Below are 14799 nucleotides of genomic sequence, written 5' to 3' on the forward strand. Positions count from 1 at the left end.
AGAGTGGTCGTCCTGTTACTCGGAGCTGTCGTAGAGATCGCGTCAATAATCACGCTAAATGCGTATTAAAGCCGTCAAGATGCGCTAATGGCCTTAATTCCTGGTATTTGCTTGCTTTAGGACGGGCCTGATCCCGGAACCGCCCCGGGCCGCCCGGGTGACCGGGTGTGACGCCCCACGTCTCGGCCCGGCCCCCGGCAGGAGATGATCGGAGCAGGGAGCCGTCCGCCGGAAGGGGCGGCTCGCGGGGTGACCGGTGAGGAGAGAGGGCCGATGAGCAGGGCACGCGGGCGGCTGCGCGTCTACCTGGGTGCGGCCCCCGGTGTCGGCAAGACCTTCGCGATGCTCGACGAGGGACACCGCCGGCTGGCGCGCGGCACCGACGTCGTCGTGGGTCTCGTCGAGGCCCACGGCCGCCCCCGCACCGCCGAGCTCGCCGACGGCATGGAGGTCGTCCCCCGCCGGACCGTGATCTACCGGGAGACCGCCTTCACCGAGCTCGACGTGGACGCGGTCATCGCCCGCGGGCCGAAGGTGGCGCTGATCGACGAGCTGGCGCACACCAACGTGCCCGGCTCCCGGAACGCCAAGCGCTGGCAGGACATCGAGGAGATCCTCGACGCCGGCATCGACGTCGTCTCCACCGTCAACATCCAGCACCTGGAGTCGCTCAACGACGTCGTCCGGCAGATCACCGAGGTGCCGCAGCGCGAGACCGTGCCCGACGAGGTGGTACGGCGGGCGGACGCGGTGCAGCTGGTGGACATGCCGCCGGACGGGCTGCGCCGCCGGATGGCCCACGGGAACATCTACGCGCCGGAGAAGGTTGACGCGGCGCTGTCCAACTACTTCCGGGTGGGCAACCTGACCGCGCTGCGCGAGCTGGCCCTGCTCTGGGTCGCCGGGGAGGTCGACGAGCAGCTCGACCAGTACCGCGCCGAGCACGGCATCGAGGGGACCTGGGAGGCCCGGGAGCGCGTCGTGGTCGCGCTGACCGGCGGCCCCGAGGGAGACACGCTGATACGGCGGGCCGCCCGCATCGCGGCCAGGACCAAGGGCGCCGACCTGCTGGCCGTCCACGTCACCCTCTCCGACGGGCTGGGCGGAGCCGACCCGGCGCGCCTGGCCCGCCAGCGCGCGCTGGTGGAGAACCTGGGCGGCACCTACCACCAGGTGGTGGGGGAGAACGTGCCGCGCGCCCTGCTGGACTTCGCCGGCGGCGTGAACGCCACCCAGCTCGTGCTGGGCGCGTCCCGCAGAGGCAGACTCGCCCACCTGTTCTCCCGGGGCGTCGGGCTGACCGCCACCGCGCTGTCCGGCTCCATCGACGTCCACATGATCCCCCACGCGGAGGCGGGCAAGGGCGCGCGGCGCATCCGGCCTGGGGCCGCGCTGACCCGCACGCGCAGGCTCGCGGGCTGGGCGATGGCGCTGCTGGGCATCCCGGTGCTCACCGCCGCGCTGGTGCCGTTCAGAGCCGACCTGACGTTGCCCAACGGGATCCTGCTGTTCCTGCTCATGGTCGTCGGCGTCGCGCTGGCAGGCGGCATGTGGCCGGCCGTCACCGCCGCCGTGGCCGGATTCCTCCTGCTCAACTACTTCTTCACCCCGCCGTTCGACCGGTTCACCGTCTCCGACCCGCACAACCTGCTCGCGCTGAGCGTCTACGTGCTGGTGGCCGTCATGGTGAGCGCGGTCGTGGACCTGGCGGCCCGCCGTACCAGGGAGGCGGCGCGGGCGAGCGCGGACGCCGAGGTGCTGTCCACCCTGGCCGGACACGTGCTGCGCGGCGAGTCGGCGCTGCCGTCCCTGCTGGCGCGGCTGCGCGAGACCTTCGCCCTGACCTCGGTCACACTGCTGGAACGGGTGGGCGAGCCGGCTCCGGACGACCAGTCCGAGCCGGGGGCATGGCGGATCGTGGCGACCTCCGGAGGGCCGCCCTGCGGCTGCCCGGGGGCCGCCGACACCGACGTGGTGATCGACGGGAGTCTCGTGCTCGCCGCGTGCGGCAGGCTGCTGGAGGCCTCCGACCGGCGGGTGCTGGAGGCGTTCGCCGCCGAGGCGGCCGTGGCGCTGCGCCAGGAGCGCCTGCGCAGGGAGGCCGACCTCGCCGGGCCGCTGGCCGAGGCCGACCGGATGCGCACCGCCCTGCTCGCCGCCGTCAGCCACGACCTGCGCACCCCGCTCGCCTCGGCCAGGCTCGCCGTCGAGAGCCTGCGCGGCACCGAGATCGAATGGAGCGCGGAGGACCGCGCGGAACTGCTGGCCACCGCCGACGAATCCCTGATCAAGCTCGACCGGCTGGTCGCCAACCTGCTCGACATGAGCCGCCTGCAGGCCGGCGTGCTCGGCCTGACCCTGCAGCCGGTCGCGCTCGAAGAGGTCATCCCGCGCTCGATCGACGACCTCGGCCCGCTCCGCGACCGCGTCGAGGGCGACGTGTCCGTGGACCTCCCCGAGATCCTCGCCGACTCCGCGCTGCTGGAGCGGATCCTGGTCAACGTCATGTCCAACGCCGTGCGCTACAGCCCGGCGGGGAAGAAGGTCCTCATCACCGCGAGCAGGCACGGCGATCATGTCGAGATCCGCGTCGTCGACCGCGGCCCCGGCATCCCCGCCGAGGCGCACGACCGCGTCTTCATGCCCTTCCAACGGCTCGGCGACCGCGACAACCACACCGGGGTCGGCCTCGGCCTGGCGCTCTCCCGGGGGCTCGCCGAGGCCATGGGCGGCACCCTCACACCAGAAGAAACGCCAGGGGGAGGTCTCACCATGGTCCTTACGCTGCCCACCTCCTCAGGGGCGCGCCCATGACGCGCGTCCTCGTGGTCGACGACGAACCGCAGATCCTGAGGGCCCTGCGCATCAACCTCCTCGCCCGGCACTTCGAGGTGGCGGTGGCCCCGGACGGGGGCTCGGCCCTGCGGCAGGCCGCGGACTGGCACCCCGACCTGGTCGTCCTCGACCTGGGGCTGCCCGACATCGACGGTGTGGACGTGATCCACGGGCTGCGCGGCTGGACCGCCGTACCGATCATCGTGCTCTCCGGGCGGGCCGGCAACCAGGACAAGGTCGAGGCCCTGGACGCGGGCGCCGACGACTACGTCACCAAGCCGTTCAACATCGAGGAGCTCCTGGCCCGCATGCGGGCCGTGACCCGCCGCACCGCCGTCCAGGACGCCGAGCCCGCCCGGATCGAGATCGGCGGCCACACGGTGGACCTGGCCGACAAGACGATCTCCGGAGGCGTGCGGCTGACCCCCACCGAGTGGCGCATGCTTGAGCTCCTCCTGCGCAATCCGGGCAAGCTGATCAGCCAGCGGCAGATGCTCACCGAGGTCTGGGACAGCAAGCACACCACGGAGACCAACTACCTGCGCCAGTACATGGCCCAGCTCCGCCGCAAGCTCGAACCCGACCCCGCGCGTCCGGTCCACCTGCTCACCGAACCGGGCATGGGCTACCGGTTCCAGCCCTGACCCCGGGGCCGGGTCTCCGGCCCCGGCCCGGCGCGGACCTCGGCCGCCCCTCTCCGGGGGGAGAGGGGCGCCCGTCCCCGCCGCCGGAGCGCTATTCGAACGGCAGGGTGACGGCGGTGGCCACCAGGCCGTCGGCGACGATCCAGCGCCCGGTGAAACCGGTCAGCCTCCGCCCGGCGACCTGCGGGCCGGGGACGAGGAGGCGGGCGGTGAAGACCCCGGAGGGGTCGAGGGTGATGTGCGCCTCCTCGAAGCCGAGCCAGCGGCGGGCCAGCGGGAACCAGGCCTTGTAGACGCTCTCCTTGGCGCTGAACAGCAGCCGGTCCCAGTGGATCCGGCCGCCGAGCCGTGCCAGCGCGGCCCGTTCCTCGTCCAGGGCGATGGTCTGCAGGACTCCCTCGGGGAGCCGCTCGTGGGGTTCGGCGTCGATGCCGAGGGTGACGGCCTTCCGGGAGACCGCTGCGGCCCGGTATCCGGCGCAGTGGGTGATGGCGCCCATCACCCCGTCGGGCCACCGCGGGGCGCCGTGCTCGTCGGGCAGGATCGGCGCCGGAGGCAGTCCGAGGCCGGCCAGGGCCTGGCGGGCGCAGTGCCGGGCGGTGGTGAACTCGCGCCGCCGCTTGTCCACGGCGCCGGCGACGACGGCCTCCTCCGCGGGGAACAGCGCGGCGCCCGGCGGGTCGTGGAAGGCCTCCGCGGAGGCGACCCAGGGCGGCAGGATCCTCTCGATCACGGGACGCGCTGCGGGGCGGGCAGGATCTGGCGCAGGACGCCGGGCGGGGTGGCCCGGGGCTGCCATTCGCGGGGATAGCCCAGCGAGACCTCCTCGAAGCGCACGCCGTCGTGCCAGGTGGTGCGGGGAATGTGCAGGTGACCGTAGACGACCGCCTGGGCGTCGAAGCGCACGTGCCAGCCGGCGGTCTGCTCGGTGCCGCACCAGATCGCGAACTCCTGGTGGCGCATGACCAGGGTCGGCTCGCGGACCAGCGGGTAGTGGTTGACGAGCACGGTGGGCATGCCCGGGGGACGGGCGGCCAGGCGGCGTTCGGTCTCGGCGACCCTGGCGGAGCACCAGGCGGGGCGGGAGGGGTGGGGGTCGGGATGCAGGAACATCTCGTCGGTGCAGACCACGCCCTTTTCGTAGGCGAGGGCGAGCGCCTCCTCCGCCGACGCGACACCGGGCACGCGGAAGGTGTAGTCGTACAGCACGAACAGCGGGGCGACGGTCACCGGCCCGCCAGGTCCCTCCCACACCGGGTAGGGATCCTCGGGGGTCACCACCCCGAGGTCGCCGCAGATCTTCACCAGGTGGCGGTAGCGTTCCTCGCCGCGTAGCTGGACCGGATCGCTGGGGTGGGTCCACAGCTCGTGGTTGCCCGGCACCCACACGACCTTGGCGAAGCGCCCGGCGAGCAGGCCCAGCGCCCACTCGACGTCGGCGACCTTCTCGGAGACGTCTCCCGCCACCAGCAGCCAGTCGGAGGCGGAGGCGGGCCGCAGATCCTCGACGATGCGCCGGTTCTCCCGGTAGCCGATGTGCAGATCACTGATGGCCAGCAGCGACGTCATGCGCGGACCGCCCGCGGCGATCCGGCGGCTGCCCCGGCCTCCGGGCCGGGTACGGCGGGCATCCCGGGGAGCGGGGACGGGGCTCCGGACGGCGTGGCCCCTCCTGCCGGGGGGAGACCGGCCACCTGGACGTCGCTCCGTGGTGATGCGGGCAGGCGCCGGATCCAGGAACGGGCTGCCGTCAAGGTCGTTCTCCTTCGATCAGGCCAGAGGGGATGCCACTGTGCCGTCCCGACTTCGGGGGGCGGGGCCAGTTTCTTGCCATGGGGGACGTTTGTCCAGGATCTGATGGATCGATGGCGGTACTTCCGCCGCCTGCGTGCGGAAAGGGGCCGGCCTCACGCTCGCCGGGTGGAGTCGCGCAGGATCAGCCGCCAGTCGACCGGCCCGCCGCCGGCCTCCTCGCCGAGGGCCAGCCGGGCGCAGCGGGCGCCCTGGTCGCGCAGGGACTGCGCGATGGTCGTCAGGCCGGCGGCGGCGGCCGCGTCGGTGTCGTCCCAGCCGGTGACGGCGAGGTCGCCGGGCACGGCCAGGCCCAGGCGGCCGGCCGCCCGCATCAGCCCCAGCGCGAGCTCGTCGCTCATCGCGGCGACGGCGTCCGGGACGCGCGGGCCGGTGAGCAGTCCGGCGGCGAGCCGTTCGGCCTCGCGGGCGGTGTTCCTGGAGCACACGGCCACGCGCACCTGTGACCATCGGCCGCCACCCTCCGTCCACGCGTCGCGGAATCCCCGCAGGCGCTGGCGGGTCACCCGGAAGCTCGCCCCGGCCGGATCCAGTGCCCGGTGCACGCCGGTGGCGCGCGTGCGATCGAGAGGGAAGCTGAGCACCATCGGCCGGCGGGCCCCGGCGAAGGCCGCCGCGGCCACCGCGCGGGCCGCCGCGCGGTCGTCGACCGCCACGAACGACAGGTCGTCGCGGCGCGGGCCGCCGTGCACGACGGAGGGAAGGCCGGTGGCGGCGACCGCGTCCACCACGGGGTCGTCATCGGAGGTGGTCCACACCACGAAGCCGTCCACGGCCGCCTCGGCCACCCGGCCGGCGTCACTCGCGGAGCCGGTGACGGGCACGATCGTGAGCCCCAGGCCGTGGTCGGCGCACACTTCGGCGATCCCGGCCAGGAAGCGGGCGGCCTGCGGGTCCTCGAAGGCGTAGGTCAGGTGCTCGCCGAGGATCACTCCCAGGCTGCCGGCGCGGCCGCGCCGCAGTGAGCGCGCACCCGGATGGGGGCCGGGATATCCCAGCCGCTCGGCGGCCTCGCGGACCCTGGCCCGGGTCTGCTCCGAGACCCGCTCCGGCTGGGCGTAGGTGTAGGAGACGGTCATCACCGACACCTCTGCCGCCCGGGCCACCTCCGCCATCGTCGGACGCCGGCGTGACGCAGCTCTTGTCATCCCTAACCTTAGCCTGTGTATCGTTACACACATGTCTCTCCAGCCGGGTGGAACGCGGGTCAGGACGGCGTACTGCGGCTTCGCCGTCTTCGGAGCCTTCTGGGGGGTGTGGGGCGCCTCCGTCCCCGCGATCCGGGAGCAGGCCGGTCTCACCGACGGGGAGCTGGGCACGGCGCTGCTGTTCGTCGGCGCCGGGGCGCTTCCGGCGATGCTGACCGCCGGACGGGCCGTCGACCGGTGGGGCCACCGCCTGACCGCGCTCCTGCTCGTCCTGCTCGGCGCCGTCGGCGTCGCGGTGGCCGTCGTGGCCCGGGACCTTCCGAGCCTGTCCGCCGGGCTGGCGCTGCTCGGCGCGGCGTCGGGCGCCGCGGACGTGGCCGTCAACGCGGCCGCCGGCTCGGCCGAGCGCGCCGCGGGCCGGCCGGTCATCACCAGGGCGCACGGCTTCTTCTCCGCCGCCGTGGTGGTGGCCAGCCTCGCCACCGGCCTGCTCGGCGGCGTCGCGGCGCCCGTCGTGGTCCCGTTCGCGCTGGTCGCGGTGGCCGCCGCGGGAGCGGGCCTGCTCATCGCCGCCGACGCCCGCGGCCACTCGGCCTCCCCCGGCCGGCGCGGCGCGGCGCCGGAGCCCGGTCCCGGCGGCCGGTCGGTCCTGCGGGCGTACCTGCCGCTCCTGCTGGTCGCCGGAGCGCTGGGCGCGCTCGCCTTCGCCGTGGAGAACGCCCATCAGAGCTGGAGCGCGGTCTACATGGCCGACATGCTGCGCGCCGATCCCGTGCTCGCCGCCGCGGGCCCCGCGGTCTTCGCGGCGGTCGTCGCGCTCACCCGGTTCGCGGCGGGCTCCCTGAGATCCGGCCACGCCATGACCGTCCTGATCCTCGGCGCGGTCACGGCGGCCACGGGGACGGTCCTGCTCGCCTCAGCCTCGTCCGTCCCACCGGCGCTGGCCGGGCTCGCCCTGGCCGCCGCCGGCACCGCCGTGCTGTTCCCGACCCTGCTCGGCCTGGTCACCGCCGACGTCCCGGACTCCGCCCGCGGCGCCGCCACCTCGGTCATGACCACCGTGTCCTACCTGGGCTTCCTCGCCGGGCCGGTGTACGTGGGGTACTGGGCCCAATCCGCCGGGCTGCCGGGCGCCATGCTGGCGGTGTCCGCGCTCGCGGGCGCGCTGGCCCTGCTGACCTGGCCCGCCCTCCGCGCCGCCGTCCCGCTCCGCGGGGAGAGCGCCGCCCGCCCGTCCACGCGCCCGCCCGCGGGGGGACGGCCGTCTTCAGAGGAGATCGCGCGCGGCGGCCACGGCGGCCTGGCCGAAGCTGATGCCCCCGTCGTTGGGCGGGACGCGATGGTGGGTCAGCACCCGGAAGTCCCGGAGCCGGAGCGCCTGGACGAGCCTGCCGAGAAGTAGCTGGTTCTGGAAGACGCCGCCGGACAGGGCGACCGTGCCGACGCCGGTGGACGAGCGGAGTCGCGCGCAGCTCGCGGCGGTGGCGGCGGCGAGCCCGTTGTGGAAGCGGGCGGAGACGACCGCCGGGTCGGCGCCGGCACGCAGGTCCTCCACGACGGCCCGGATGAGGTCGCCGGTCCGGATCGTCAGCAGCTCGCCGTCGCCGCCGTGGAGCCGGGCCGGGTAGGCGGACTCCTCGGCGGGATCGGCCCGCTGTTCCAGCGCGATCGCGGCCTGCCCCTCGTAGGTGACGGTGTCGCGGAGTCCGAGGATCGCCGCGACGGCGTCGAACAGCCGCCCGGCGCTGGAGGTGAGGGGGGAGTTCACGCCGGATCTGGCCACGGCCACCACGTCGTCCCAGTCCCGGTGGCGGGAGATCACCTGGAGATCGCCGGGTGGCGTGCCGTCGTAGGCCGCGTCCAGATGCGCGGCGGCCATCCGCCAGGGTTGCCTGATCGCCGCCGTGCCGCCGGGCAGCGGCACCGGTGCCAGGCATCCGGCCCGGGTGAAGCCGGTCAGGTCGGCCACGAGGAGCTCGCCGCCCCACAGGGTGCCGTCGGCGCCGTAGCCGAGGCCGTCGAAGGCCACTCCGATGACTGGGCCGGCCTCCTGGTTGTCGGCCAGGCAGGAGGCGATGTGCGCGTGGTGGTGCTGGACCCCGACCAGGTCGACTCCGTCCATGTCGTGGGCGTATTTGGTGGACAGGTACTCCGGGTGGAGGTCGTGCGCGACAACCCGGGGCGTGATGTCGAACAGCCGCCGGAAATGGTCGATCCCCTCGCTGAAGGAGCGCAGCGTCTCGTAGTTCTCCAGGTCGCCGATGTGGTGGGAGACGAAGGCGCGTCCTCCCTCGGCGAGGCAGAAGGTGTTCTTCAGCTCCGCGCCGCACGCCAGCACCGCCCGCCGTACGGGACGGAGGAGCCGGAGCGGCTCGGGGGCGTATCCCCGTGATCTCCGCAGCGGGAGCTCGCGCCCCCCTGCCGCGAGGACCACCGAGTCGTCGGTGCGGACGTGGATCGGGCGGTCGTGGGTGAGGAAGCGGTCGGCGATGCCGGCGAGGCGGGTGAACGCGTCGCGGTCCCGGTAGGCGATGGGCTCGTCGGAGAGGTTCCCGCTGGTCAGGACGTACGGACGGGCGATCTCTCCGGCGAGAAGGTGGTGCATGGGCGTGTAGGGCAGCATGACGCCGAGGCGGCGGTCGCCCGGTGCCACGGCCTCGGCCAGCGGGGCGCCGGGGCGGCGGGGCAGCAGCACGATCGGCCGCCGGGGGCCGGTGAGCAGCCGTTCGGCCACCTGGTCCAGCTCGCACAGCGTGCGCGCGGCGTCGAGGTCGGCGACCATGACGGCGAACGGCCTGTCCTCGCGGTGCTTGCGCGACCGCAGGGCCCGCACGGCGGCCTCGTCGGTGGCGTCGGCCGCCAGGTGATAGCCGCCGAGGCCCTTGACGGCCAGGACGCCGCCCGACCGCACCACCTCGGCCGCGAGCCCGATCGGATCGCGACCGCCGCCGCCGTCGGCCCCGGCGCCGCCGGGGTGGTGGGCGCGGCCGCCGGCGCCGAGCAGCCGCAGCGCCGGACCGCAGGCCGGGCAGCAGGTCGGCTGGGCGTGGAACCTGCGGTCGTGCGGATCGAGGTATTCGGCCGTGCACTCCTCGCACATGGCGAACCCGGCCATCGTCGTGGCCGGCCGGTCGTAGGGGACGTCGCGGATGACGGTGAACCTCGGCCCGCAGTTGGTGCAGTTGATGAAGGGATGGCGGTAACGGCGGTCGGCGGGGTCGGACAGCTCGGCCAGGCAGTCCGCGCACGTCGCGACGTCGGGCGAGATCAGTGCCGCCCGCGCGCCCCCCTCCCTGCTGCCGGCGATGAGGAAAGCGTGGTCACCGAGGGCGGGCACGGCGGTGACGGTGATGCGGTGGATCACCGCCAGCGGCGGCGCGTGGCCCCGCAGATCCTCCTGGAAACGCGTGACGTTCTCCCGCGTCCCCTCCGCCTCGATGAACACGCCCTCGCTGTCGTTCCCCACCCACCCCGACAGGGCCAGCCGCCGGGCCAGGGAGTGGACGTGGGGACGGAAACCCACCCCCTGCACGATCCCTTCGACCCGGATCCTGACCCGCGTCCGAGGCTCGGTCCGCGCCGCTCCGGTGCTCATGCGGCCATCTTGCCCGCGGCCCCGGCCGGCGGCGGCGGACGCGCACGGTCCCGGGGGAGAAGGTTGCGCCCATGATCAGACCTTTACTCCGGTTTGTAGCGGCGAAGGTGTCGAGTATATGAACACTCACCGTAATCTGACGACTACCGTAAATAACGGAGCGTCCACATGTCAGTGACATCGACCATGCAAGCAGCCGTCGGCGAAGCCTTCGCCCGGCGTGACCGCGCCGCCCGCGCCCTCGCGGAGGACTCCGGGCGCATCGCGCGGGCATGCCGGGACATGGCGGTCCGGTTCCGCCACGGCGGCAAGCTGATCGTCTTCGGCAACGGCGGCGGCGGCACGGACGCGGCCCACATCGCGGTCGAGTTCATGCACCCGGTCGTCGTGGGCAAGAGGGCCCTTCCGGCGATCGCGCTGAGCAACGACGCCGCGACGGTCAGCGGGGTGGGCAACCGCGAGGGCCTTGCCGAGACCTTCGCCCACCAGGTCCACCGCTGGGCGGACCCGGCCGACATGGCGCTGGGGATCTCCCGCGACGGCCGCTGCGAGAACGTCCTGCGGGGCCTGGAGATGGCCAAGACCCTGGGCCTGTTCACCTTCGCCCTGGCGGGCGGCGACGGAGGCCCCCTCGCGCGGAGCCCGGCGGCCGACCACGTGCTGACCGTCGCCTCGGACGATCCCGCCGTGGTCAAGGAGATCCACGTCACCGCCTACCACGTGCTGTGGGAGCTGGTGCATGTGTTCTACGAGCAGCCCGGCCCGCTCGGTGCCGGGACGCCCGGAGGGACGAGCGGGGAGGCGGCCGGATGACCGGGCCCGGAGACTGCCCGGCTGGCGTGTGCGTCACCTGCTCGGACGAGGCCGTGCCGATGACGGTGCTCCGGCTGGTGGAGCCGGACCTGGCGATGGCCGGCACCGGCGGTGCCGTCCAGGAGGTGAGCGTGGCGCTGGTCGACGCGGCGGTGGGCGACACCGTCCTCGTGCACGCCAAGGAGGCCATCGCCGTGATCGCGAAGGGAGCCGGCGATGAGCAGGCTTGAGGGACCGCCGGCCGAGGGGGTGCGGGACCTGTACCCCTTCCTCTACGAGGGCCGGGCCGACCTCGAGTCGGTGCTGGCGGAGGCGTGCCGCTCCACCGAGGAGAAGGCCGCCGAGATCGTACGGCTGCGCTGGCAGGTGGCCGAGGCGTCCGCCGACGCGCTCATGGAGTGCGCGGGGGAGATGGCTCTGCGGTTCGCCTCGGGCGGGCGGCTGTTCGCCTTCGGCAACGGCGGCAGCAGCACCGACGCCCAGGAGGTGGCGACCGCCTTCCTCCATCCGCCCTACGGCCTGTCCCTGCCCGCCCTGTCCCTGACCAGCGACGTCGCCGTGGTCACCGCGCTCTCCAACGACGTGGGGTTCGACGTCGTCTTCGCGCGTCAGCTCGCGGCGCTGGGACGGCACGGTGACATCGCCGTCGGCCTGTCGACGAGCGGGGGCTCCGCCAACGTCGTGCGCGCCTTCGAGGAGGCGACGCGCAGGGGCATGCTCACCGTCGGCCTGGCCGGGGACGAGGGAGGCAGGCTGGCCGAACTCGACCTGCTCGACTACCTGTTCGTCATCCCGTCGTCGTCCGTGCACCGGATCCAGGAGGCCCAGACGACGGTCTACCACGTGCTGTGGGAGCTCACCCAGCACGCGCTCGGAGCGGTGCCCGCCCCGTAGGCCCGCGGAGCCGGGCGACCGGCCGCGGCTCTCCCCAGGAGACCCAGGAGACCAGGAACCAGGAGACCCCGGAGAAGGGACGCGTCATGACCCGTACCGCACATGCCCCCCGCACCGATCACGACAGATCGCCATCGACGAGGAGTGGGGAGGCGGCATGACAGCGCCGACGGAGTCCGCGGGCAGCAGGCCGCAGGGGCAGGAAGAGCCGGTCGTCCATATTCTCTGGATCAACGCGGGGCTGAGCTGCGACGGGGACTCCGTCGCGCTGACCGCGGCGACGCAGCCGAGCATCGAGGAGATCGTGCTGGGGGCGCTGCCGGGGCTGCCCAAGGTGGCGGTGCACTGGCCGCTGATCGACTTCGAGTCCGGGCCGATGCAGGGCGCGGACGTGTTCATCGAGTGGTTCTTCAAGGCCGACCGGGGAGAGCTGGACCCGTTCGTGCTGGTGGTGGAGGGCTCGATCCCGAACGAGTCGATCAAACAGGAGGGCTACTGGTGCGGGTTCGGCAACAACCCGGAGACCGGCCAGCCGATGACCACCAGTGAGTGGCTGGACCGCCTGGCGCCCAAGGCGACGGCGGTGCTGGCGGCCGGCACGTGCGCGACCTACGGCGGGATCCACGCGATGGCGGGCAACCCGACCGGGGCGATGGGGGTGGCCGACTACCTGGGCTGGGACTGGCGCTCGAAGGCGGGGCTGCCGATCGTGAACGTGCCGGGCTGCCCGATCCAGCCGGACAACCTGTCGGAGACGATCCTGTACCTGCTGTACCAGGTGGCCGGGCAGGCGCCGATGATCCCGCTGGACGAGGCGTTGCGGCCGACGTGGCTGTTCGGCCAGACGGTGCACGAGGGCTGCGACCGGGCCGGCTACTACGAGCAGGGGCAGTTCGCGACCGAGTACGGCTCGCCGAAGTGCCTGGTGAAGATCGGCTGCTGGGGCCCGGTGGTCAAGTGCAACGTGCCCAAGCGGGGCTGGATGAACGGGATCGGCGGCTGCCCGAACGTGGGCGGGATCTGTATCGCGTGCACGATGCCCGGCTTTCCGGACAAGTTCATGCCGTTCATGGACGAGCCACCGGGGGCGCGGGTGTCCTCGACCGTCAGCGGCGCCTACGGCAGCGTGATCCGCACCCTGCGTGGCATCACCCTCAAAACGGTCGACAAGGAGCCGAAGTGGCGCAAGAAGGGCCGCGAGCTGCTCACCGGTTACAAGGCGTCCTGGAGCTGAGCTGAAAATGAAGACCTCACCGAGATCGGGGCAGAGCGGCCCGCAGGACCAGCCACGCGAGCTGGTCGAGATGTCGTGGGACCCCATCACGCGCATCGTGGGGAGCCTGGGCATCTACTGCAAGGTCGACTTCAAGAACCGGGAGGTGGCCGAGTGTTACAGCACCTCGTCGATCTTCCGCGGCTACAGCATCTTCATGAAGGGCAAGGATCCGCGCGACGCGCACTTCATCACCAGCCGGATCTGCGGGATCTGCGGTGACAACCACGCCACCTGTTCGGTCTACGCCCAGAACATGGCCTACGGCGCCCGCCCGCCGGCCCTGGGGGAGTGGATCCTCAACTGCGGCGAGGCCGCCGAGTACATGTTCGACCACAACATCTACCAGGAGAACCTGGTCGGGGTCGACTACTGCGAGAAGATGGTGCGCGAGACCAACCCCGGCGTGCTGGCCAAGGCCGAGCGGACCGAGGCCCCGCACGCGGCCGACCACGGCTACAAGACCATCGCCGACATCATGCGCTCCCTCAACCCGCTCGAAGGCGAGTTCTACCGCGAGGCCCTGGCGGTGAGCCGTACCACCAGGGAGATGTTCTGCCTGATGGAGGGGCGGCACGTGCACCCCTCCACCCTCTACCCCGGCGGGGTGGGCACGGTCGCGACGGTGCAGCTCTTCACCGACTACCTCAGCCGGCTGATGCGCTACGTGGAGTTCATGAAGCGGGTCGTGCCCATGCACGACGACCTGTTCGACTTCTTCTACGACGCGCTGCCCGGCTACGAGGAGGTCGGCCGCAGGCGCGTGCTGCTGGGCTGCTGGGGCAGCTTCCAGGACCCGGAGCACTGTGACTTCACCTACGAGAACATGGCCTCCTGGGGTAAGCGGATGTTCGTCACCCCGGGGGTGATCGTCGACGGCAGGCTCGTCACGGACGACCTGGTCGACATCAACCTCGGCATCCGGATCCTGCTGGGCAGCTCCTACTACGACGACTGGCAGGGGCAGGAGCCGTTCGTCACCCACGACCCGCTGGGCAACCCGGTCGACATCCGTCACCCGTGGAACCAGCACACCATCCCGCGCCCGCAGAAGCGCGACTTCACCGACAAGTACAGCTGGGTGATGTCACCGCGCTGGTTCGACGGCAAGGACATGCTGGCGCTGGACACCGGCGGCGGCCCGATCGCGCGCCTGTGGTCGACCGCGCTGTCGGGGAAGGTCGACATCGGCTACGTCAGGGCGACTGGGCACAGCGTGGAGATCAACCTGCCGAAGACGGCCACCAAGCCCGAGAAGACGTTCGAGTGGAAGATCCCCGAGCGCAACGGCGAGCTGATGTCCAACGCGCTGGAACGCAACCGGGCCCGCACCTACTTCCAGGCCTACGCGGCGGCGTGCGCGCTGTACTTCGCCGAGCAGGGCCTGGCCGAGGTGCGCGCGGGACGGACCCAGACCTGGACGCCGTTCACGGTGCCGGAGGAGGCGATCAGCTGCGGGTTCACCGAGGCGGTGCGGGGCGTGCTGTCGCACCACATGGTGATCAGGAACGGCAAGATCGCCAACTACCACCCGTATCCGCCCACGCCCTGGAACGCCAGCGTCCGCGACGTCAACGGGGTGCCGGGGCCGTACGAGGACGCGGTGCAGAACACCCCGATCTTCGAGGAGAACTCCCCGGAGAACTTCAAGGGCATCGACATCATGCGCACCGTGCGTAGCTTCGACCCCTGCCTACCGTGCGGGGTCCACATGTATCTCGGTGACGGCAAGGAACTACGCAAGCTGCACAGCCCCCATGCCGCCAGCACCCTGTGATCAATCGG

At 72.5% G+C, this 14799-nt stretch carries 11 protein-coding genes and 1 pseudogene; 8 read left to right on the forward strand and 4 right to left on the reverse strand.

Annotated features, from left to right (window positions below; translation table 11 throughout):
* The first annotated feature begins 273 nt into the window (after nt 1-273).
* Both SROS_RS18480 and SROS_RS18485 read left to right on the forward strand, forming a co-directional pair.
* Nucleotides 274-2814: a DUF4118 domain-containing protein gene (locus SROS_RS18480; RefSeq protein WP_012890466.1), complete on the forward strand. Its 2541-nt coding sequence runs from the start codon at nt 274-276 to the stop codon at nt 2812-2814.
* Nucleotides 2811-3479: a response regulator gene (locus SROS_RS18485; protein ID WP_012890467.1), complete on the forward strand. Its 669-nt coding sequence runs from the start codon at nt 2811-2813 to the stop codon at nt 3477-3479. The genes SROS_RS18480 and SROS_RS18485 overlap by 4 nt, the downstream gene beginning before the upstream one ends.
* Before the next feature lie 91 nt (nt 3480-3570).
* Here SROS_RS18485 and SROS_RS18490 read toward each other — a convergent pair whose 3' ends face one another.
* The 3 genes from SROS_RS18490 to SROS_RS18500 all read right to left on the reverse strand — a co-directional run bounded on the left by SROS_RS18490 (nt 3571) and on the right by SROS_RS18500 (nt 6472).
* A complete protein-coding gene (locus SROS_RS18490) occupies nt 3571-4212 on the reverse strand; it encodes a 4'-phosphopantetheinyl transferase family protein (protein ID WP_012890468.1) in 642 nt (213 codons plus the stop codon).
* Nucleotides 4209-5048 (reverse strand): metallophosphoesterase family protein, encoded by an 840-nt coding sequence (locus SROS_RS18495; protein WP_012890469.1) that lies wholly within the window; start codon nt 5046-5048, stop codon nt 4209-4211. The genes SROS_RS18490 and SROS_RS18495 overlap by 4 nt, the downstream gene beginning before the upstream one ends.
* A 338-nt stretch (nt 5049-5386) precedes the next feature.
* The gene (locus SROS_RS18500; RefSeq protein ID WP_342632934.1) at nt 5387-6472 is read right to left on the reverse strand and encodes a LacI family DNA-binding transcriptional regulator; all 1086 of its coding nucleotides are present in this window, start codon (nt 6470-6472) and stop codon (nt 5387-5389) included.
* Here SROS_RS18500 and SROS_RS47505 point away from each other — a divergent pair.
* Nucleotides 6471-7667 (forward strand): annotated as a pseudogene (locus SROS_RS47505) (MFS transporter); the annotation flags it as partial. The gene SROS_RS18500 and the pseudogene SROS_RS47505 sit on opposite strands and share 2 nt — an antisense overlap.
* Nucleotides 7668-7706: 39 nt before the next feature.
* Here the strand turns inward: SROS_RS47505 and hypF are convergent.
* Nucleotides 7707-10034, reverse strand: coding sequence for a carbamoyltransferase HypF (gene hypF / locus SROS_RS18505; protein ID WP_012890472.1), 2328 nt, complete (start codon nt 10032-10034; stop codon nt 7707-7709).
* 168 nt (nt 10035-10202) lie between these two features.
* Here hypF and SROS_RS18510 point away from each other — a divergent pair, with 168 nt between their 5' ends.
* The 5 genes from SROS_RS18510 to SROS_RS18530 all read left to right on the forward strand — a co-directional run bounded on the left by SROS_RS18510 (nt 10203) and on the right by SROS_RS18530 (nt 14791).
* Nucleotides 10203-10847 carry a D-sedoheptulose-7-phosphate isomerase gene (locus tag SROS_RS18510; protein WP_012890473.1) on the forward strand — a complete coding sequence of 215 codons (645 nt, stop codon included), beginning with the start codon at nt 10203-10205 and terminating at the stop codon, nt 10845-10847.
* Nucleotides 10844-11077, forward strand: a complete 234-nt coding sequence (locus SROS_RS18515) for a HypC/HybG/HupF family hydrogenase formation chaperone (RefSeq protein ID WP_012890474.1) — start codon at nt 10844-10846, stop codon at nt 11075-11077. Before SROS_RS18510 ends, SROS_RS18515 begins: the two co-directional genes overlap by 4 nt.
* Entirely contained in the window at nt 11064-11741 is a 678-nt protein-coding gene (locus SROS_RS18520; protein ID WP_012890475.1) for a D-sedoheptulose-7-phosphate isomerase, read from the forward strand. The genes SROS_RS18515 and SROS_RS18520 overlap by 14 nt, the downstream gene beginning before the upstream one ends.
* Before the next feature lie 157 nt (nt 11742-11898).
* Nucleotides 11899-12975 (forward strand): NADH-quinone oxidoreductase subunit B family protein, encoded by a 1077-nt coding sequence (locus SROS_RS18525; RefSeq protein ID WP_012890476.1) that lies wholly within the window; start codon nt 11899-11901, stop codon nt 12973-12975.
* A 7-nt stretch (nt 12976-12982) separates the two neighbouring features.
* Nucleotides 12983-14791: a nickel-dependent hydrogenase large subunit gene (locus SROS_RS18530; protein WP_012890477.1), complete on the forward strand. Its 1809-nt coding sequence runs from the start codon at nt 12983-12985 to the stop codon at nt 14789-14791.
* The last annotated feature ends 8 nt before the right edge of the window (nt 14792-14799 follow it).

Source organism: Streptosporangium roseum DSM 43021, from assembly GCF_000024865.1.
Lineage (GTDB): Bacteria > Actinomycetota > Actinomycetes > Streptosporangiales > Streptosporangiaceae > Streptosporangium > Streptosporangium roseum.

Coding starts and splice junctions, on each gene's coding strand:
- SROS_RS18510 (WP_012890473.1), top strand. CDS start 10,203: ATGTCAGTGACATCGACCATGCAAGCAGCCGTCGGCGAAGCCTTCGCC.
- hypF (WP_012890472.1), bottom strand. CDS start 10,034: ATGAGCACCGGAGCGGCGCGGACCGAGCCTCGGACGCGGGTCAGGATC.
- SROS_RS18480 (WP_012890466.1), top strand. CDS start 274: ATGAGCAGGGCACGCGGGCGGCTGCGCGTCTACCTGGGTGCGGCCCCC.
- SROS_RS18495 (WP_012890469.1), bottom strand. CDS start 5,048: ATGACGTCGCTGCTGGCCATCAGTGATCTGCACATCGGCTACCGGGAG.
- SROS_RS18530 (WP_012890477.1), top strand. CDS start 12,983: ATGAAGACCTCACCGAGATCGGGGCAGAGCGGCCCGCAGGACCAGCCA.
- SROS_RS18500 (WP_342632934.1), bottom strand. CDS start 6,472: ATGTGTGTAACGATACACAGGCTAAGGTTAGGGATGACAAGAGCTGCG.
- SROS_RS18520 (WP_012890475.1), top strand. CDS start 11,064: ATGAGCAGGCTTGAGGGACCGCCGGCCGAGGGGGTGCGGGACCTGTAC.
- SROS_RS18485 (WP_012890467.1), top strand. CDS start 2,811: ATGACGCGCGTCCTCGTGGTCGACGACGAACCGCAGATCCTGAGGGCC.
- SROS_RS18515 (WP_012890474.1), top strand. CDS start 10,844: ATGACCGGGCCCGGAGACTGCCCGGCTGGCGTGTGCGTCACCTGCTCG.
- SROS_RS18525 (WP_012890476.1), top strand. CDS start 11,899: ATGACAGCGCCGACGGAGTCCGCGGGCAGCAGGCCGCAGGGGCAGGAA.